Origin of the sequence: Alloalcanivorax sp. C16-2, from assembly GCF_046507615.1 — a bacterium.
Taxonomy (GTDB): Bacteria; Pseudomonadota; Gammaproteobacteria; order Pseudomonadales; family Alcanivoracaceae; genus Alloalcanivorax; species Alloalcanivorax marinus_A.
The window spans coordinates 319,299-338,725 of sequence record NZ_JBKFTL010000002.1 but is presented as its reverse complement, the minus strand read 5'-3'; the positions used below and the strand labels follow the sequence as shown (position 1 = coordinate 338,725).

The 19,427-nt window shown below is 66.9% G+C and carries 16 protein-coding genes; 8 read left to right on the top strand and 8 right to left on the bottom strand.

Features of this window, described 5'->3' with window-relative positions:
* On the bottom strand, window positions 1-912 hold the full coding sequence (argF, locus tag ACLD02_RS11780; RefSeq protein ID WP_203105021.1) for an ornithine carbamoyltransferase: 912 nt from the start codon (window positions 910-912) through the stop codon (window positions 1-3).
* Window positions 909-2,090 (bottom strand): aspartate aminotransferase family protein, encoded by a 1,182-nt coding sequence (locus ACLD02_RS11775; RefSeq protein WP_410298779.1) that lies wholly within the window; start codon window positions 2,088-2,090, stop codon window positions 909-911. Before ACLD02_RS11775 ends, argF begins: the two co-directional genes overlap by 4 nt.
* 108 nt (window positions 2,091-2,198) lie before the next feature.
* Here ACLD02_RS11775 and ACLD02_RS11770 point away from each other — a divergent pair, with 108 nt between their 5' ends.
* Together ACLD02_RS11770 and grxD are read left to right on the top strand one after the other, a co-directional pair.
* Window positions 2,199-3,758 carry a hydantoinase B/oxoprolinase family protein gene (locus ACLD02_RS11770; protein ID WP_410298778.1) on the top strand — a complete coding sequence of 520 codons (1,560 nt, stop codon included), beginning with the start codon at window positions 2,199-2,201 and terminating at the stop codon, window positions 3,756-3,758.
* A 103-nt stretch (window positions 3,759-3,861) separates the two neighbouring features.
* The gene (grxD, locus tag ACLD02_RS11765) at window positions 3,862-4,191 is read left to right on the top strand and encodes a Grx4 family monothiol glutaredoxin (RefSeq protein ID WP_203105018.1); all 330 of its coding nucleotides are present in this window, start codon (window positions 3,862-3,864) and stop codon (window positions 4,189-4,191) included.
* A gap of 57 nt (window positions 4,192-4,248) precedes the next feature.
* Here grxD and rnt read toward each other — a convergent pair whose 3' ends face one another.
* Window positions 4,249-4,929: a ribonuclease T gene (gene rnt / locus ACLD02_RS11760; RefSeq protein ID WP_410298941.1), complete on the bottom strand. Its 681-nt coding sequence runs from the start codon at window positions 4,927-4,929 to the stop codon at window positions 4,249-4,251.
* A gap of 97 nt (window positions 4,930-5,026) precedes the next feature.
* Here rnt and ACLD02_RS11755 point away from each other — a divergent pair, with 97 nt between their 5' ends.
* From ACLD02_RS11755 to ACLD02_RS11735, 5 genes are all read left to right on the top strand, one after another.
* Window positions 5,027-6,262 carry an argininosuccinate synthase gene (locus tag ACLD02_RS11755; RefSeq protein ID WP_338015225.1) on the top strand — a complete coding sequence of 412 codons (1,236 nt, stop codon included), beginning with the start codon at window positions 5,027-5,029 and terminating at the stop codon, window positions 6,260-6,262.
* A 135-nt stretch (window positions 6,263-6,397) separates the two neighbouring features.
* The gene (locus tag ACLD02_RS11750) at window positions 6,398-6,832 is read left to right on the top strand and encodes an ATP-dependent zinc protease (protein WP_203105015.1); all 435 of its coding nucleotides are present in this window, start codon (window positions 6,398-6,400) and stop codon (window positions 6,830-6,832) included.
* Entirely contained in the window at window positions 6,829-7,737 is a 909-nt protein-coding gene (gene rimK, locus ACLD02_RS11745; protein ID WP_203105014.1) for a 30S ribosomal protein S6--L-glutamate ligase, read from the top strand. The genes ACLD02_RS11750 and rimK overlap by 4 nt, the downstream gene beginning before the upstream one ends.
* Window positions 7,734-8,786 carry a succinylglutamate desuccinylase/aspartoacylase family protein gene (locus ACLD02_RS11740; protein ID WP_410298777.1) on the top strand — a complete coding sequence of 351 codons (1,053 nt, stop codon included), beginning with the start codon at window positions 7,734-7,736 and terminating at the stop codon, window positions 8,784-8,786. The genes rimK and ACLD02_RS11740 overlap by 4 nt, the downstream gene beginning before the upstream one ends.
* Before the next feature lie 6 nt (window positions 8,787-8,792).
* Window positions 8,793-9,920: an App1 family protein gene (locus ACLD02_RS11735; protein ID WP_203105012.1), complete on the top strand. Its 1,128-nt coding sequence runs from the start codon at window positions 8,793-8,795 to the stop codon at window positions 9,918-9,920.
* 108 nt (window positions 9,921-10,028) lie between these two features.
* Here ACLD02_RS11735 and ACLD02_RS11730 read toward each other — a convergent pair whose 3' ends face one another.
* The 4 genes from ACLD02_RS11730 to ACLD02_RS11715 form a co-directional block, all read right to left on the bottom strand.
* Entirely contained in the window at window positions 10,029-10,424 is a 396-nt protein-coding gene (locus tag ACLD02_RS11730; RefSeq protein ID WP_203105011.1) for a rhodanese-like domain-containing protein, read from the bottom strand.
* A gap of 14 nt (window positions 10,425-10,438) precedes the next feature.
* Window positions 10,439-12,349: an AMP-binding protein gene (locus tag ACLD02_RS11725; RefSeq protein WP_203105010.1), complete on the bottom strand. Its 1,911-nt coding sequence runs from the start codon at window positions 12,347-12,349 to the stop codon at window positions 10,439-10,441.
* Window positions 12,350-12,569: 220 nt separating this feature from the next.
* Window positions 12,570-14,015 (bottom strand): DEAD/DEAH box helicase, encoded by a 1,446-nt coding sequence (locus tag ACLD02_RS11720; RefSeq protein WP_410298776.1) that lies wholly within the window; start codon window positions 14,013-14,015, stop codon window positions 12,570-12,572.
* A gap of 181 nt (window positions 14,016-14,196) precedes the next feature.
* Window positions 14,197-16,155 (bottom strand): metallophosphoesterase family protein, encoded by a 1,959-nt coding sequence (locus tag ACLD02_RS11715; RefSeq protein ID WP_410298775.1) that lies wholly within the window; start codon window positions 16,153-16,155, stop codon window positions 14,197-14,199.
* Between the two features lie 169 nt (window positions 16,156-16,324).
* On the opposite strand from ACLD02_RS11715, the gene panB reads away from it, so the two are divergent.
* Complete coding sequence (gene panB, locus ACLD02_RS11710; RefSeq protein ID WP_203101890.1) at window positions 16,325-17,110, top strand: 3-methyl-2-oxobutanoate hydroxymethyltransferase; 786 nt, start codon at window positions 16,325-16,327, stop codon at window positions 17,108-17,110.
* Window positions 17,111-17,214: 104 nt separating this feature from the next.
* Here the strand turns inward: panB and recQ are convergent, their stop codons facing one another.
* Window positions 17,215-19,365 carry a DNA helicase RecQ gene (gene recQ / locus ACLD02_RS11705; RefSeq protein ID WP_410298774.1) on the bottom strand — a complete coding sequence of 717 codons (2,151 nt, stop codon included), beginning with the start codon at window positions 19,363-19,365 and terminating at the stop codon, window positions 17,215-17,217.
* Window positions 19,366-19,427 lie beyond the last annotated feature (62 nt).

Sequence of the window (19,427 nt, the reverse complement as noted above, 5' to 3'; positions counted from 1 at the left end):
CTAATTCTGACCGGCGACCAGAAACTCCAGCAGCGCCTTCTGGGCGTGCAGCCGGTTCTCCGCCTGGTCCCAGACCACGGAACGGGGATCATCCAGCATGTCGTGGCTGATTTCCTCGCCACGGTGGGCGGGCAGGCAGTGCATGAACAACGCCTCGGGATCGGCGTGGTCCATGAGCGCCGGGCTCACCTGATAGTCGGCGAAGCGCCGTGCCCGTTCCGCCTGTTCCTGTTCCTGGCCCATGGAGGCCCACACGTCAGTGGAAACCAGGTGGGCGCCGGCCACGGCCTTGGCCGGGTCCGGTTCCAGGGTCACCCGGTGGGCGAATTCCGCCACCAGTTCCGGCGGCGGCTCGAAGCCTTCCGGGCAGGACACCACCAGCTCGAAACCGAACTGCTCGGCGGCGTTGATGTAGCTCGCGCACATGTTGTTGCCGTCGCCGATCCAGGCCACCTTGCGGCCCTCGATGGCGCCGCGATGCTCCACGTAGGTCTGCATGTCGGCGAGCAACTGGCAGGGGTGAAACTGGTCGGTGAGGGCATTGATCACCGGCACCCGGGAATAGCCGGCGAAGGTTTCCACGGTGGCGTGATCGAAGGTACGGATCATCACCACGTCGACCATGCGCGAGAGCACCCGGGCGGAGTCCTCCACCGGTTCACCGCGACCGAGCTGGGTGTCACGGGGCGACAGGAACACGCTGGCGCCGCCGAACTGGGTCATCGCCACTTCGAAGGACACCCGGGTACGGGTGGAGGATTTCTCGAAAATCATGCCCAGCGTCTTGCCGCGCAGCGGCTCGTGGAACTGGCCGGTGTGCAGCATGGTTTTCAGTTCCACGGCACGCTGGATCAGGTAACCCAGTTCCTTGGGCGTCAGGTCCATCAGGGTAAGGAAGTGACGGGTACTCATGAGCCCTCCTGGTCGCGGGCGAAATCGTGGATCACCCGGGTCAGGGTGTCGGCGAGGAAGCGTAGTTCCTGGTCGTCGATGATCAGTGGCGGCAGCAGACGCACCACGGAACCGGCGGTGACATTGATCAGCAGCCCGGTTTCCCGGGCCCGGCCCACCAGCTCCACGCACGGACGGTCGAGCTGGATGCCGATGATCAGGCCACGGCCACGTACCTCGGTGACCATGGGCAGGTCGGCGAGGCCCTCGCGCAGGGCGGCGCGCAGCCGCTCACCCTTGGCCGCCACGTCCGGAATCACCGCTTCCAGGGCATCCACCACCGCCAGGGCGGTGGCGCAGCCCAGCGGATTGCCGCCGAAGGTACTGCCGTGGCTGCCCGGACCGAACAGCTCGGTGGCGGCGCCGGCCACCAGGCAGGCGCCGATCGGGAAGCCGTTGCCGAGCCCCTTGGCGGTGGTCAGCACGTCCGGGGTGACTCCCTGGGCCTGGCAGGCGAAGTAGGTGCCGGTACGGCCGTTGCCGGTCTGGATTTCATCGAGCATGAGCAGCAGGCCATGCCGGTCGCAGCGTTCGCGCAGGGCCGGCAGGAAACCGTCTTCGGGCAGGCGCACGCCGCCTTCACCCTGGATCGGCTCGGCCAGCACCGCCACCACGTCGGGTTCCGCCAGGGCCCGGTCCAGCGCCTCGAGATCACCATAGGGCAGGGCGCGGAAGCCCTCCACCAGCGGTTCGAAGCCTTCCTTCACCTTGGCGTTGCCGGTGGCGGACAGGGTCGCCAGGGTCCGGCCGTGGAAGCTGTTTTCCATCACCAGCACCACCGGCTTGTCCACGCCACGGCGGTGACCGTGCAGGCGCGCCAGTTTGATCGCCGCCTCGTTGGCCTCGGCGCCGGAGTTGGAGAAGAACACCTTCTCCATGCCGCTCAGGCGGCAAAGACGCTCGGCCAGGGCTTCCTGAACCGGGATGCGGTACAGGTTGGAGGTGTGCACCAGGCGTCCGGCCTGGTCGGCCAGGGCGCGGGTCACCGCCGGGTGGGCGTGACCCAGGTTGCACACCGCGATGCCGGATACCGCGTCGAGATAACGCTCGCCGGCCTGGTCATAAAGCCATACTCCCTCGCCGCGCTCGAAGGCGACCGGCTGACGGGCGTAGGTGGGGATCAGAAACTGCTCGCTCATTTGTTTCTCACCAAACGAAAAACGGCAGCCTTGGCTGCCGGGTGGATTGTGGATAATACTGGCGCGCGGGATATGACGCAATTGGCCGGATCGCGACGGAGGCTCCCCATGGACCCGATTCAACTGAGCATTTTCGCTAACCGCCTGGCCGGCATTTGCGACGAAATGGGCGCGCTGCTGCGCGCCAGCGCCCTGTCTCCGAACATCAAGGACCGTCTGGATTTCTCCTGCGCCATTTTCGACGCCGACGGAGGGCTCTGCGCCCAGGCCGCGCACATCCCCGTGCACCTGGGCTCCATGGCCTACGCCATGGCCGATCTGGTGGACGGCCGCGACTGGCGGCCCGGCGATCTGCTGGTGGTCAATGACCCTTACCTGGGGGGAACCCATCTGCCGGATGTCACCGTGGTGGCGCCGGTGTTCGTGGACGATGCCCCGCGCGCCTTTACCGTGACCCGTGCCCACCACGCCAACATTGGCGCCCACAGCCCCGGCTCCATGCCGGTGTCGAGGACTCTGGAAGAGGAAGGGCTGGTGATCGCGCCCCAATGGCTCAAGCGCGCCGGCCAGTGGCAACTGCCCCTGTGCCAGCAACTGGCCGGGCTGGCACCGGACCCGGCCACCACCACGCCGCCCCTGTCGGTGCCCCGGTTCGCCGATTTCGCCGCCCAGGCCAGTGCCTGCCAGGCCGGCGCCCGACGGCTGGCGGAGCTGATCGCCGAGCGAGGTCCGGCGGCCCTGGAGCGGGCGCTGGCGGCGCTCAACGATTACGGTGAGCGGCGCATGCGCCAGCGTCTCGCCGATCTCGCCGACGGCAGCTACCGCTTTCGCGACTGGATGGACGACGACGGCCAGGGCCAGGAGGACATCGTCATCGCGGTCACCCTGACCGTGGACGGCGACCGCGCCCATCTGGATTTCACCGGTACCGCCGACCAGGTGGCCGGCAACATCAACTGCCCGCTGTCGGTGGCGGCGGCGGCGGCCTGGTACTGCTTCCGCTGCCTGCTGCCCGATGACGCGCCGTCCTGCGCCGGGCTGTTCCGGCCGCTCACCCTGACGGCGCCGGAAGGCAGCCTGGTCAATGCCCGCCGCCCCGGTGCCGTGGCCGCCGGCAACGTGGAAACCAGCTCGCGTATCGTCGACGTGGTACTGGGCGCCCTGGCGGAGGCGCTGCCGGAGGCGATTCCGGCGGCCAGCCAGGGCACCATGAACAATCTGGCCATGGGAGCGGGCGGTGAGTGTCCCTGGGATTACTACGAGACCATGGCCGGCGGCATGGGGGCCCATGCCGCCGGTGACGGCCTGTCGGCGGTGCACAGCCACATGACCAACACCCTGAACACACCGATTGAAAGCCTGGAGGAGCATTACCCCTTGCGGGTGCTGCGTTACGCGCTGCGGCGCGGCAGTGGCGGCGCTGGCCTGCATCGCGGCGGCGACGGCATCGAGCGGGTGCTGGAGTTCCTGGCGCCAGCGCGCTTCACCTTGCTCACCGAGCGCCGCCGCCACCGGCCCTGGGGGCTGGCGGGGGGCGAGCCCGGCGCCGCCGGCGAGAATCGTCTTAACGGTGAGAGCCTGCCGCCCAAGTACAGCGCGGAGGCGGGTCCCGGTGACCGCTTGTCGCTGGCGTCACCGGGGGGCGGCGGGTACCGGGTGGCGCGCTGAGCGGCGCGGCTCTTGAAAGGCCGGCGTGGTGCCCCCACCCTGATGCAACGCGGCCACGGGTGCTATACTCGCGGTCCTCACACAGATTGCTCAGAGGTTTCCTATGGAGGATGTGATTCAGGTCATCAAGGACCAGATCGCGAAGAACCCGGTGCTGCTGTACATGAAAGGCACCCCCCAGTTTCCCCAGTGCGGTTTCTCCGCCCAGGTGGTGGAAGCCATGTCCAACGTGGGCAAACCGTTTGCCTACGTGAACATTCTGGAAGCCCCGGAGATCCGGCAGAACCTGAAGGAATTCGCCAATTGGCCGACTTTCCCGCAGCTGTGGATCAACGGCGAGCTGGTGGGTGGCTGCGACATCGTGATGGAGATGTTCCGGTCCGGTCAGCTCAAGGAACTGGTGGACGGCGCGGCGGTGGAAGGCGACGCCTGAACCGTCTTCCCGCCCCCGCCCACGAAAAAGGCGCCGATCCGGCGCCTTTTTTTGTCCTTAATCCAGGGCGTTGGCCAGGGTGGGGGGCATGTCGGCGGCCGGCGGCGGCGGCCAGCCGCCCAGATCCCGGAACCGGTTGACCATCGAGCAGAACAGCTCGGCGGTGCGGGTGGCGTCGTACAGCGCCGAATGGGCGTCGCGCTGGCTGAAGGGAATGCTCGCCGCCTCGCAGGCCTTGGCCAGCACCGTCTGACCGTACACCAGGCCGGCCAGGGTGGCGGTATCGAAACTGGAGAACGGGTGAAACGGATTGCGCTTCACGTCGGTGCGTTCCGCCGCCGCGTTCAGGAAGCCCTGATCGAAGAAGCTGTTGTGGCCCACCAGCACCGCCCGGTTGCAGCCATGCTGCTTGACCGCCTTGCGTACCGGCGCGAACACGCCCTTCAGGGCGGTGTCCTCGTCCACGGCGCCGCGCAGCGGGTTGTTCGGATCAATGCCGGTGAAATCCAGGGCCGCCTGTTCGATGTTGGCGCCCGGAAACGGGTCCACGTGGAAGTGCACCCGGGTGGACGGTCGCAGGTAACCGCGGGCGTCCATGTCCAGCAACACCGCGGCGATTTCCAGCAGCGCGTCGTTGCGGGCATCGAAGCCGCCGGTTTCCACATCCACCACCACGGGCAGGAATCCCCGGAACCGCAAGGCCAGGGAAGGGTGCTTGTCGCTCATGCCATCTCCCATCAAAGCGGCGCTCATGCTACCCCATAACCGCCCCCCGGGACAGGTGACGGCGGCGGACCCCGGCGGGTACAATACGCGGCTTTCGTAACATCAGTCCGTGGAGTGTGGCATGTCGGATATCAAGAAGGTGGTGCTGGCCTATTCCGGAGGCCTGGATACCTCCGTGATCGTCAAGTGGTTGCAGGAAACCTATGACTGCGAGGTGGTTACCTTCACCGCCGACATCGGTCAGGGCGAGGAAGTGGAGCCCGCCCGCGCCAAGGCCGAGGCCATGGGCGTGAAGGAAATCTACATCGAGGACCTGCGCGAGGAGTTCGTGCGCGACTATGTGTACCCGATGTTCCGCGCCAACACCCTCTACGAAGGCGAGTATCTGCTGGGCACCTCCATCGCCCGCCCGCTGATCGCCAAGCGGCTGGTGGAAATCGCCGAGGAAACCGGCGCCGACGCCATTTCCCACGGCGCCACCGGCAAGGGCAACGACCAGGTGCGCTTCGAGCTGGGCGCCTATGCCCTGGCCCCGGGCATCCAGGTGATCGCCCCGTGGCGCGAATGGGACCTGAATTCCCGCGAGAAGCTGATGCAGTTCTGCGAGGACCACCAGATCCCCGTGGATTTCACCGGCAAGAAGAAAAAGTCCCCGTACTCCATGGACGCCAACCTGCTGCACATCTCCTATGAGGGCGGCAACCTGGAAGATCCCTGGTGGGAGCCGGAAGAGGACATGTGGCGCTGGAGCGTGAGCCCGGAAGCGGCCCCGGACGCGCCCACCTACATCACCCTGACCTATGAAAAGGGCGATATCGTCGCCATCGACGGGGAGCGTCTGAGCCCCGCCGACGTGCTGAGCAAGCTCAACAAGCTGGCCGGCGACAACGGTATCGGTCGTCTCGACATCGTCGAGAACCGTTATGTGGGCATGAAATCCCGGGGCTGCTATGAAACCCCCGGCGGCACCATCATGCTGCCCGCGCATCGCGCCATCGAGTCGCTGACCCTGGACCGGGAATCCGCCCACCTGAAGGATTCGGTGATGCCCAAGTACGCCGAGCTGATCTACAACGGCTACTGGTGGAGCCCGGAGCGCCTGGCGTTGCAGAAACTGATCGACGCCACCCAGGACAACGTCAACGGTGAAGTGCGCATGAAGTTGTACAAGGGCGCCGCCACGGTGGTGGGTCGCCGCTCCGACAACGACAGTCTGTTCGACGCCTCCATCGCCACCTTCGAGGACGATGCCGGCGCCTACGATCAGAAGGACGCGGAAGGCTTCATCAAGCTCAATGCTCTGCGTTTGCGCATCGCCGCCAAGAACGGCCGCAAGCTGTCCTGACGCGGCGGTGGTCGGGTCGCGGTGGTCCCACCGCGATCCATCGCTTCCGTCGGCCCGCCGCGCGTTGCGGCTAGCGCCGGCCTGGCTCCCTGTGTAGGCTGCCGGTAAGCCAAAGCAGGGAACAGGAACCCCCGGATGAATAAAACCACCGTGGGCTGGCGCGAATGGGCCAGCCTCCCGGACCTGGGTATCAAGGCCATCAAAGTGAAAGTGGACACCGGCGCGCGGACCTCCGCGCTGCACGCTTTCGAGGTCGGCAGCTTTGAACGGGATGGTCGCGAATGGATTCGCTTTCGCATCCACCCGTTTCAGGACTCCGATGAAGTCCGTGAATGCGAGGCACCGCTGCTCGACCGGCGAGTGGTGTCCGATTCCGGTGGCCACCGCGAGGAGCGACCGGTGATCCGCACGCTGCTGGCAATGGGCGGGCGGCGCTGGCCGGCGGAGATCACCCTCACCGATCGGGAAACCATGAAATTCCGCATGCTGTTGGGGCGCACCGCCATGGAGCAACTGGTGGTGCATCCCCAGGCATCCTTTTTACTCGGCGGCAACGAGCGTCAACCATGAAGATTGCGATTCTGTCCCGGAACAAACACCTCTATTCCACCCGCCGCATGGTGCAGGCGGGGCAGGATCTTGGCCACGACATGCACGTGATCGACACCCTGCGCTGTTACATGAGCATGGTGTCGCACAAGCCCGAGATTCACTTCAAGGGCGAGGTACTGGAAGGCTTCGACGCGGTGATTCCCCGTATCGGCGCCTCCATCACCCAGTACGGTACCGCCGTGCTGCGGCAGTTCGAGATGATGGGGGTGTTTCCGGTCAATGAATCGGTGGCCATTTCCCGTTCCCGGGACAAGCTGCGTTCGCTGCAGCTGCTGTCGCGCAAGGGGGTGGGCCTGCCGGTGACCGGTTTCGCCCACTCCCCGGACGACATTCCCGACCTGATCAACATGGTCGGTGGCGCGCCCCTGGTGATCAAGATGCTGGAAGGCACCCAGGGCATCGGCGTGGTGCTGGCGGAAACCCGCAAGGCGGCGGAATCGGTGATCGAGGCGTTCATGGGCCTGAACGTGTCGGTGATGGTGCAGGAATACATCAAGGAAGCCGGTGGCGCCGACATTCGCTGCTTCGTGGTCGGCGGCAAGGTGATCGCCGCCATGAAACGCCAGGCGCTGCCCGGTGAGTTCCGTTCCAACCTGCACCGGGGCGGCAGCGCCAGCCTGATCCGCATCACCCCGGAAGAGCGCGCCACCGCCGTGCGCGCGGCGCGCATCATGGGCCTTAACGTGGCCGGCGTGGACATCCTGCGCTCCAACCACGGCCCGCTGGTGATGGAGGTGAATTCCTCGCCGGGGCTGGAAGGCATCGAGGCGGCCACCAACAAGGACGTGGCCGGCATGATGATCAAGTTCATCGAGACCAACGCGCGGCCCAATCGCACCCAGACCAAGGGAGCCAAGGGTTGAGCCGTGACGACAAGGTGGCCCCGTTCGAGATCAACGGCGTCACCGTGCAGCCGGGCACCCGCGCCAAGGTGGAGCTGCCGCTGGCGCAGCTTTACACCCAGACGCCCCTGAACGTACCGATCCATGTGATTCATGGCCGCCGCCCGGGGCCGGTGCTGCTGGTCAGTGCCGCCATCCACGGCGACGAGCTCAACGGCGTGGAGATTATCCGTCGTCTGCTGCGCCACTCGGCCCTGCGCCGCCTGTCCGGCACGGTGCTGGCGGTGCCGGTGGTGAACGTGTTCGGATTCATCCACAAGACCCGCTATCTGCCCGACCGCCGCGATCTGAACCGCTGCTTCCCGGGCTCGGAGACCGGCAGCCTGGGTGCGCGCATGGCCTGGCAGTTCAAGACCCAGGTGCTGGACCGGGCCACCCACGCCGTGGATCTGCACACCGGCGCCATCCACCGCGCCAATTTGCCGCAGATTCGCGCCGATTTATCCAACGACGACACCGCCGCCATGGCCGCCGCCTTTGGCGTGCCGGTGGTGATCAATTCGGTGCTCGGCGAGGGCACCCTGCGCGAGGTGGCGGAGGCCCAGGGTATCCCCGTGGTTACCTATGAGGCCGGCGAGGCGCTGCGCTTCGACGAGAGCTGCATCCGCGCCGGCGTCAAGGGCGTGCTCAATGTCATGCATTATCTGCGCATGACCGGCACTCGCCGTACCCGGCCCCCCCTGGAGCCGAACATCGCGCGCGCTTCCAGCTGGGTGCGCGCGGAGCGTGATGGCGTGTTCCTGCCATTGGTGGCGCTGGGTGCCTGGTTGCGCAAGGGCCAGTTGATCGGGCGTATCTCCAGCCCGTTCGGCGGTGAGGACGTCAACATCGAATCGCCCTGCGCCGGCATTCTGGTGGGGCGCAACAACCTGCCGCTGGTCAACGAAGGCGAGGCGCTCTACCACATCGCCCGCTTCGAGGAAGTGCGTGAAGTGGCGCAGAACCTGGAAGTATTCACCTCGGACATCGAGCGCGGCCCGGGCCTGGCCGGTGAACCGCCGATCGTATAGGTAACGATGAACCTGCCCACCCCGCGAAAACTGTATCGTGGCCTGCGTAAGATGTTGCGCTTCCTGGCGCGCCCGGCGCGGCGCGGCGGGCGCCGTGGCGGGCGGGTGATCCAGACCTATCGGGGCTATGGCTCGCGGCGCTCGGTGTTCCTGATCGGGCGGGTGTTCCGCCAGCCGGGCATCGGTCTGAACCTCAAGGAAGGCCCCCTGGACGACATCGTCAACATCGTTCGCCGCACGGTGCGCTGGGGGGTGCGCGATGCCCGCCTTACGGTGACCGTGGGCGCCGCCAGCGTGGATGTGATCACCGACCGGGACGGTTATTTCCATGTCACCCTGGACGTGGACGAGGATTGGCCGGACCAGGCCTTCTGGCAGCAGGCGCGGTTGCGCCTGCACCCGGGGCGGCGCGAGGGTGAGCGCGAGCCCGTGGAGGCCAGCGCCGACATCTACATCCCGCCCCGGGGTCTGGACCACGCCGTGATCAGCGATATCGACGACACCGTGATCTACACCGGCGTGGCCAGCAAGCTGACCATGATGTATCAGCTGTTCGTGCTCAAGGCCCGCCACCGCACCGCCTTCCCCGGCGTATCCGCCTTTTATCGCGCGCTCTTTCACGGCGACACCGGCGAGCGCCGCCGGCCCATGCTGTACGTGTCACGGGGGCCTTGGAGCATCTACGACGTGCTCGAGGAGTTCTTCCACCTTAACCGCATTCCCCATGGCCCGATTCTGTTCCTGCGCGAATGGGGCGTGACCCTGCAGCGGCCGCTGCCGATCCGCGCCAAGGACCACAAGGCGATGCTGATCCGCCGTATGCTGGCGCTTTACGATCAGGTTCCGTTCGTGCTGATCGGCGACAGTGGCCAGCGCGATCCGGAAGTTTACGCCGAGCTGGTGGAGCAATACCCGGATCGCATCCGCGCCATCTACATCCGCCATGTGCACCGGGGCAGCGCCCGGGACGAGGCCATCCAGGCGCTGGCCGAGCGCGCCGCCGCCGGCGGTTGCGAGATGATTCTCGCCAAGGACAGCCTGGAGATGGCGCAGCACGCGTTCCAGAAAGGCTTGATCGCCCGCGACGGATTGGAGGAAGTGCGCCAGGATTGCCGCCGGCGCCCGGCGGAGTGACACAGGATCGCGACTGAAGTCGCTCCTACGAACAAGACGGCAGGAGCGACTCCGGTCGCGATCGCCGAAGGCACCGCGCCAACCGGGCCCGGGTAACGAGGTTCCGCCTTAACCCCCTGGTTCCTCCACCTCCCCACCGGTCTCCCGCCAGGCCTTGAACCCGCCCTCGATATCGCACACCGGCCCGAACCCCATGTCCTGGAGCTGGGCGGCGGCCAGGGCCGAGCGCTGGCCCAGAGCGCAGAACAGCACGAAGCGCTGGCCGCTGGCGAAATCGGGTTTGTGGTAGGGCGAATCCGGGTCGACCCAGAATTCCAGCATGCCCCGGGGCGCGTGCAGGGCGCCGGGCAGGGTGCCCTCGCGCCTGAGCTCGCGCACGTCGCGGATATCCACGAAGCGCACGCCCGGGTCGTCCAGCAGATCCCGGGCCTGCTCGGCGCTGATCCGTTCGATGCGCGCCTCGGCGGCGGCCACCAGGGTGGCCACCCCTTGTTTCAAAGCCATGTCGCTCTCCCGTGTCAGGCCGGGCGGCCGGGCTTGTCCACCAGGCCGTCATTGATCAGCGTGGCGGCGATTTCATCCAGGATCGCCGGGTCGTCGATGGTGGACGGCAGCGGGAAGTCCTGGCCGTTGACCATCTTGCGCAGGGCCGCCCGCAGGGTCTTGCCGGAGCGGGTCTTGGGCAGGCGTTTGACCACCAGCGCCCGGCGGAAGCGGGCCACCGCGCCCACCTGTTCGCGGATCAGCGCCACCAGCTCCCGTTCCAGTTGGTCCGGGGCGATGTCGGCACCGTCCTTGAGCACCACCAGCCCCACCGGCACCTCGCCGCACAGTTCGTCGTGCATACCCACCACGGCGGATTCCGCCACCGCCGGGTGGGTGGCGATGTGTTCCTCCATGACGCCGGTGGAAAGCCGGTGGCCGGACACGTTAATCACGTCGTCGGTGCGGCCCATGATGTGCACGAAACCGTCCGCGTCCAGGTAGCCGCCGTCGCCGGTATGGTAGTAGCCCGGATAGGTGTTCAGGTAGGCGGCCAGGTAGCGGTCGTGGTCGTTCCACAGGGTCTGGGCGCAGCCCGGTGGCAATGGCAGACGCAGGGCGATGGCGCCTTCGGTGTCCGCCGGCAGCGGCTCGCCGGTTTCCGGGTCCAGCACCATCACCTCGTAGCCGGGCACCGCCCGGTTGGTGGAGCCGGCGCGCACCTCCGCCTCGCCGTGGCGGGTCAGCGGCGCGGTCACCGGCCAGCCGGTTTCGGTCTGCCACCAGTGGTCGTAGACCGGGCGGCCGGTGAGTTCGCTGAGCCATTGGTAGGTAGGGCCATCCAGCTTCTCGCCGGCCACGAACAGGTGCTTGAGGCTGGATACGTCGTGGCGTCGGAACAGCTCGCCATCCGGGTCCTCCTTGCGGATCGCCCGGAATGCGGTGGGCGCCGCGAACAGGCCATTGACGCCGTGCTCGGCCACCACCCGCCAGTAGGCGCCCGCGTCCGGGGTGCGCACCGGCTTGCCCTCGTAGAGTACCGTGGTGCAGCCGCCGATCAGCGGCGCGTAGACGATGAACGAGTGACCCACCACCCAGCCCACGTCGGAGCAGCCCCACCACACCTCCCCGGGTTGCATGCCGTAGATCTCGCGCAGGGCGTAGAGCTGGGCCACGGCATGGCCGCCATTGTCGCGGACGATGCCCTTGGGCTTACCGGTGGTGCCGGAGGTGTACATGATGTAGAGCGGGTCGCTGGCGGCCAGGGGCACCGGGTCCGCCGGTTCGCTGCCGTCCACCACCGCGTGCCAGTCCTCGAACCCCAGGGCTTGCAGATCCGCCGGGCCCTGTTCGCGCTGTAGCACCAGCACGTGTTCCACCGTATGGGTGGCCTTGTCCAGGGCGCCGCGTACCAGGGCGGTGTAGTCGATCACCCGGTCGATTTCGATGCCGCAGGAGGCGGTAAGGATCACCTTGGGGCGGGCGTCGTCGATGCGGATCGCCAGCTCATGGGCGGCGAAGCCGCCGAATACCACCGAGTGCACCGCGCCGATGCGGGCGCAGGCGAGCATGGCGATGGCCGCCTCCGGCACCATCGGCAGATAGATCACCACGCCGTCGCCCCGGCCCACGCCCAGGCGGCGCAGGGCACCGGCCAGCTCCGCTACCCGGTCGCGCAGCTCCAGGAACGTGAAGCGGCGGCCAGTGCCGGTGACCGGGGAATCGTAAATCAGCGCGGTCTGCTCGCCGCGCCCTTGTTCGATCTGGTGGTCCAGGGCCAGATAGCTGGTGTTCAGCTCGCCGTCGCCGAACCAGCGGTGGGTGCCGTCGTCGAGGGTCTCCAGAATCCGTTCCGGGGGCCGGTACCAGGCCAGTTCACGGGCCTGTTCGGCCCAGAAGGCATCCGGCTCCTGGCGGGCCTTGTCGAAGGCATTCCGATAGCGCATTTCCCGCTCCTTGCATGATTGTTGTTCTGCGTGCCGGCGCCCTGTGTACACGGGGGCGCCACCCTCTCATGCAAGCAGGGAGGGGAACGTCATGCCAGTAGACCATGGTCGCGAATCGGGCCGCCGGGGCGGCGGCCCTTGCGGCAGGAGCGGCCGGGCGGCGTTCCCAAGGGAAGTGACCCGGGAAGCCGCCGTGAACCGAAAAAAGGGGGGAAGGGGGTCAGGAGGCGGTGTTGGCGGCCGGGCGGCGACGGCGACGACGGCGGGTGCCGTTGCCATTGTTGTTGCCGTTGTCGCCCGCGTTGCCGCCATTGCCACCATTGCCACCATTGCCACCATTGGTATTGCCGCCGCCCTGGGCGCGGCCACCGCCGTTGCCCCGGCCGCGACCGTTGCCGCCCCCACCGCCAGCGCTGTTGCGGCCATTGCCGCCGCCACCGCCGCCGCCCCGGGCGCGGTTGCCGCCGCCGTTATTGCGGCTCCGGCCGGCGCCACCGGAGGAGCGACCGCCGCCGGCGCCTTTCTCCGGCAGCTTCTCTTCCGGCTCGAAGCCTTCCTGGGGACGCCGCTCCAGAGGCCGGCTGATCACTTTTTCGATATCGAACAACTGCTTGCTCTCATCGGCGCTGACCAGGGACACCGCCTGGCCGGAGGCGCCGGCGCGGCCGGTGCGGCCGATGCGGTGCACGTAGTCCTCGGGCACGTTGGGCAGATCGAAGTTGACCACCTGGGGCAACTGGTCGATGTCCAGGCCTCGGGCGGCGATGTCGGTGGCCACCAGGGCGCGCACATCACCGCTCTTGAAGTCCGCCAGGGCCCGGGTACGGGCGCTCTGGCTCTTGTTGCCGTGGATCGCCGCCGCCTCGATGCCCTGGGCGTTGAGCTGCTTGGCGAGCTTGTTGGCACCGTGCTTGGTGCGGGTGAACACCAGCACCTGGAACCAGCCGCCGTCGGTGATCAGCTTGACCAGCAGCGGCGCCTTGCGGTTCTTGTCCACCGGCACGATCCACTGCAGTACCCGCTCGGCGGTGCTGTTGCGCGGGCTGACGTCCACCTCCACCGGATCGCGCACCAGGGTCTTGGCCAGGGCGCGGATGTCGTTGGAGAAGGTGGCCGAGAACATCAGCGTCTGGCGCTGGGCCGGCAGCAGCCGCAGCACCTTGCGGATGTCATGGATAAAGCCCATGTCGAGCATGCGGTCGGCTTCGTCCAGGACCAGGATTTCCAGATCATCGAAGCGCACCGCGCCCTGCTGGTGCAGGTCCAGCAGCCGGCCCGGGGTGGCCACCAGCACGTCCACGCCGCCTTTCAGGGCCTGGATTTGCGGGTTGATGCCGACGCCGCCGAACACCACCGTGGAGCGGCTGTTCAGGTGGCGACCGTAGGTGGCGACGCTGTCGCCAACCTGGGCGGCCAGCTCCCGGGTCGGGGTGAGCACCAGGGCGCGGGCCTGACGGGGCGCGCGCCGTCCACCGTCCAGCAGCTGCAGCAGCGGCAGGGTGAAGCCGGCGGTCTTGCCGGTGCCGGTCTGGGCGGCGGCCATCACGTCGCGGCCCTCCAGCACGGCGGGGATCGCCTGGGCCTGGATCGGGGAAGGCTGGTCATAACCCTGTTCGGCCACGGCACGCAGCAGGGGTTCGGATAAACCGAGGGAAGCAAAATCCATAGGGTGGGAAATTCCGAAAACACGAGGGGGAGGAAAGGCGATGCAGCCTAACGGATTGTGGCGCGGACTTCGAGGGGTTTTTGGTGTCGGGGTGAGAGGAAAAAGGGGGGATCGCGACTGAAGTCGCTCCTACCGGGGACGATCCCCGGTTGTAGGAGCGACTTCAGTCGCGATTACCGGCTCAGCGGTTGATCAAAGCCAGCTCCGCGTCGCGTTGCATCACCACCCACCAGCGATGGCCGTGATCGGCGTCGAAGCCCACCAGGGGCTGATCGGCGCAGGCGGCGGGCCGGGTCGGGGCGCTGCTCAGAAAGGCGCTGTTGAACGGTTGTTCCACCACGCACTCGGCGGGGGTAACCGCCTGCCAGCCGTCGGCGGTGCGCCAGCCCAGGGTCAGTGCCGCCGGGTCCAGATTGTCCGCTGCGTCGAAGGTCAGGCCATAGGCGTCGGAGACGGCGGTGGCCAGGTCCCAGTCCTTGCTGGCGGTGGCCGGCAGGGTGTGCGGCTGCTTGGCGGTGCCATCCGGCTGGCTGCCTGGCAGGCCGGTGTCGGTCTCCAGATCCTTGGCGGCGCCGTAGGCGCTGGAGTAGGTACCGGTCTGGTTCTGGGTGCCGCTGACGATAAGCACGTCCGAGGCGGTGTCGGTGCCAGCCTCCTGCCAGCTCATGGTGACCAGTTCCTTGAGATCGATGGTGGTCTCCGGAATATCCAGCACGGCATCGTCGCTGGCATTGGGCACCACGCGATTCTCCGCGTTCAGATTGGGCGTCCAGGACTCGTTCATCTGGAACAGGAACTGGTAGGCCAGACGGGCCAGCTCGATAACGGTGCCGGCGCGGCTGAAGCCCGGTGTCACTTCCATGTCGCGGGTGCGGCTTTCCACCCGGTTGAAGGTGTCGTTGGTGCCGGCCACCATGCGCGCCACGCTGCCGTCATGGGCCAGGCAGTCGTTGCTGATGTACTGGCTGTCCAGGTACATCACCGGGCGCGTGTCCTCGGGAATCGAGGTCGGGTAAACCAGGCGCTCGCAGCGGTTTCCGGTGCGCGAGAATCGGTCCAGCAGTTTCCACTGGGGATCGGCCAGCTCTTTCTCGCCGTCCTCGTTGGCGCCGATGGTGTGCTCGGTGTACCAGGATTCATAGTCCACCCGGTCGCCGTCGAAGCTCAGCACGGAGGCGTTCACGTCATAGGCGGTGGAGCCATTGTCGCGGGTGTTCATTTTCTGCGCGACGATGCGTTGCACCAGCTCGCGCTCCCCGTAGCGGAATTCATAGCCTTTGTAGGACGCGTTGCCGGACATGATCTGGGTGTATTGCGGCAGCCGGTAGTTGCCGTCTTCCCGGGTCCAGGAGGTGGGGTCCACCCAGATTGGCGCCTGAATCACCGAGCGCTGGTACATGTGTTCGTGGCCCTGCACCCAGAGCACGTCATACTTGGAGAAGAACGCGCGGATCTCGTCCCACTGGTTCATCAGGTGGTTGTCGCCTTCCACCCCTTCCACGATCATCTCCCGGGTCTCGCCGTATTTGGCGCCGATCAGACCGTCGTGGCTGGCGATCACCAGATGATCGAACTCGCCTTCATGGGCGCTGACTTCCTGCTTGATCCAGTCGAAGGCGATCGGCAGGTTGTAGTACTTGAGCAGGAAGATCATCACGTTGCCGCGCATCACGTAGTAGTTCAGATACTGCGCGCCGCTCATGTGCACCGCATCCTCGGGGATGTAGTGCTTCATGTTCTCGATCCACTCCACGGAGTAGGCGTAGCTGTCCTCGTGGTTACCCATCAGCGGCAGGAACTCGATGCCGGCGTCGCGGTAGCTTTGCGCCACCGAGGTCCATTGCTCGAATTCCCGGGTGGTGCCGTGGTCGGTGAGGTCGCCCACCGGAATCACGATGTTGGCGCCCAGTTCCACTTCCTTGTCGAGCACCGCCTTCATGGGGTGCATGGCGACATTGTCGCCGCCGCCCTGGGTGTCGGGCAGCAGGCCGATGCGCACCGCGGTGCGCTCGGCGGGCGGCGTGCCACCACCGTCATTACCGTTGCCGTCGTTATTGCTGGAATGGGAGGAGTCGCCGCCACAGGCGGTCAGGGCCAGCGCCATGGCCATGGCGGCGGCCCCGAAGAGAAACGGTTTCATAATTATCCCCAGATATACCCGAAAAAGTCGGAGCCGCGCACGGCTCCATGACAAAGCGCTGACAGCATGGCCGGGTAAAACGTCATTTCGATAAACGCCAAATGAATTTTATTTGAAGGTGGTGCCGTGCTATGAAGGGCGTCCTTGACTTGCCATGCGAGGAATGACAATGAAACTTGATGCAGCCGCTCTGGTGGCCCGCAAGGGTCAGGACCCGATCGCCATGCTGACCGCCTATACCTGTCCGGTGGCCCGTGGCGTGGAGCGCGCCGGCGTGCCGGTGATTCTGGTGGGCGACACCGTGGGGATGGTGGAGATGGGCTTCGACAGCACCCGCGACGTGACCCTGGAACACATGGAATACCACCTCGGCGCGGTACGGCGCGGCGCGCCGGACACCCACGTGATCGGCGATCTGCCCTACGGCACCGACGCCGACCCGGACACCGCCCTGGCCAGTGCCCGGCGCCTGATCGCCGCCGGCGCCGACAGCGTCAAGCTGGAGGGGGACAAGTACGCGGTGATCGAACATCTGGTGGCCAACGGCATCGACGTGGTCGGCCACACCGGCCTGCTGCCGCAGACCGCCGAAAGCTTCGCCAAGGTGGGGCGCGGCGAGGCCGAGGCCCGGCGTATCCGTGACGAGGCCCGGGCTATTCAGGACGCCGGCGCCTTCATGGTGGTGATCGAGCATGTGCCCTATGAGCTGGCGGGTGTGATCACCGCCGATCTGGCGATTCCCACCATTGGCATCGGCGCCGGGCCGGACTGCGACGGTCAGGTTCTGGTGATCAACGATGCCCTGGGGCTGGGTGACTACTGGCCGCCGTTCTCCAAGCAGTACGCCCACGCCAGTGACACCATCCTTGATGTGGCCCGGGCGTTTTCCCGGGAAGTGGCAAGCCGGGAATTCCCCAACAACATCATCAAGCTGACCGGCACCGGGCGGGGCTAACGGCGATCGCGACTGAAGCGGAACGCCGCCTGGTCGCTCCTACGGTGCCATACCCATTCTGTAGGAGCGACCTGTAGGAGCGACTTCAGTCGCGATCAAAGGCGCTAGGAGTGGGCGAGAATCGCCCGGCGCACGCAGTGCAGCACGCCGGTGGGGTAGTCGTCGCTGAGAAACTCGCGCACCTGACGGTAACTGAAGGTGTCATCGCCCAGGTTGGGCTGGGCGAGCAGGGCATCCTGGATGATGCCCAGCTCCGCCTGGGGCAGGCCCAGGGCCTGCTCCAGATCCAGGCGACCGCCCGCCACCAGATCGGCCAGTGCCCGGTATACCTCCGCCTCGCCCAGGCCCTGGCGATGGGCGATGGCGTCCGGTGTCATACCGGCCCGGGCCAGAGCCTCCAGTTCGTCCTGGTCGCTGTCCGGGGCGCGGCGTGGGTCGCGTACCTCGGTGGCCTGCTGGCTGGCGGCGCCCTCGTTGAGCACCGCCAGGAAGGCATCGCCGTAGGCGTCCAGCTTGCGGTCGCCGACGCCGCTGACGGCGGCCATCTCGTGGCGGTCCCGGGGGCGCAGGGCGAGCATGTCCATCAGGGTGGCGTCGTGGAAGATCACATAGGGCGGCACCCCTTCCTCCTCGGCCAGCCGTTTGCGGCAAGCGCGCAGGGCTTCCCACAGGGTGCGGTCGGCGTCGGCCACCTGGGGTTTGTCGCGGCGCGTGCGTTCGGTGGCCTTGGCGGTGTCCTTGCGCAGGTGCAGCACCTGCTCGCCGCGCAGATAGGGACGGCAGGTTTCGGTGAGTTTGAGGGCGCCGTAGCCCTCCGCGTCCACCGCCAGCAGGCCGCGCGCCACCAGTTGCCGGTAAATGGCGCGCCACTGGCCGGCGGAGAACTCACCGCCGATGTTCCAGGTGGAGACGTGATCGTGGCCGGCGGAAGCCACCTTGTCGCTGCGATTGCCGGTGAGCACATCCACCAGATGGTTGACGCCGAAGCGCTGGCCGGTGCGGTACACGCAGCTCAGCGCCATCTGCGCCGCCTTGGTGGCGTCGAAGGTCTTGGGCGGGTTCAGGCAGGTGTCGCAGTTGCCGCAGGGTTTTGCCAGTTCCTCGCCGAAGTAGTGCAGCAGTGCCTGGCGGCGACAGTGAGTCACCTCGCAGAGCCCGAGCATGGCTTCCAGGCGCTGGTTCTCGTGGCGCTTGAACTGCTCGCCGCCTTCCGACTGGGCCTGCATCTGCTTGTGGCGGATGGCGTCTTCCAGGCCATAGGCCATCCAGGCGGTGGCCGGTTCGCCGTCGCGGCCGGCGCGGCCGGTTTCCTGGTAATAGGCCTCGATGCTCTTGGGCATGTCCAGGTGCGCCACGAAGCGCACGTCCGGTTTGTCGATGCCCATGCCGAACGCCACCGTGGCCACCATCACCAGGCCCTCCTCGCGCAGGAAGCGCTGCTGGTGTTGGGCGCGGGTGCGGGCGTCCAGGCCGGCGTGGTAGGGCAGGGCGGCGATGCCTTGCTGGTTGAGCCAGTCGGCGGTCTGGTCCACCTTGTTCCGTGACAGGCAGTAAACGATGCCGGCGTCGCCGTTGTGCTCGGTGCGCAGCAGGCGCAGCAACTGTCGGCGGGCACCGTCCTTGCGTTCGATCCGGTACTGGATATTGGGCCGGTCGAAGCTGGACACGAAATGGCGCGCTTCGGTGAGGTCCAGCCGTTCGGCGATCTCGGCCCGGGTACGCGGGTCGGCGGTGGCGGTGAGCGCGATGCGCGGTACCTTGGGAAATTCCCGGTGCAGCAAGGACAGCTGCAGATAGTCGCTGCGGAAATCGTGCCCCCACTGGCTGACGCAATGGGCTTCGTCGATGGCGAACAGAGCCAGCGGCGATTGGTGCAGCAGCTCCAGGGTGCGCGGCTGGATCAGCCGCTCCGGCGCCACGTACAGCAGGTCCAGTTCACCACGGCGCACCTGTTCCTGCAGGGCGAAGCTCTGCTCGCCGGTGAGCGTGGAATTGAGAAAGGCGGCGCGCACGCCCAGGGCGTTGAGCGCGTCCACCTGGTCCTGCATCAACGCGATCAGCGGGCTGACCACCACGCCCACGCCGTCGCGCACCAGGGCCGGAATCTGGTAACACAACGACTTGCCGCCGCCGGTGGGCATCAGCACCAGAGCGTCGCCGCCATCGGTGACCGTGTCGATGATGGCGGCCTGCTCGCCGCGAAATTCGTGGTAGCCAAAAACGTGCTGTAAAACGGAGAGGGGATCGCGTTGCATGGCGGCGAGTATACCCGCCCGCCGGTCCCCTGACATCCGGATGACACGACCTGGCGGTAATC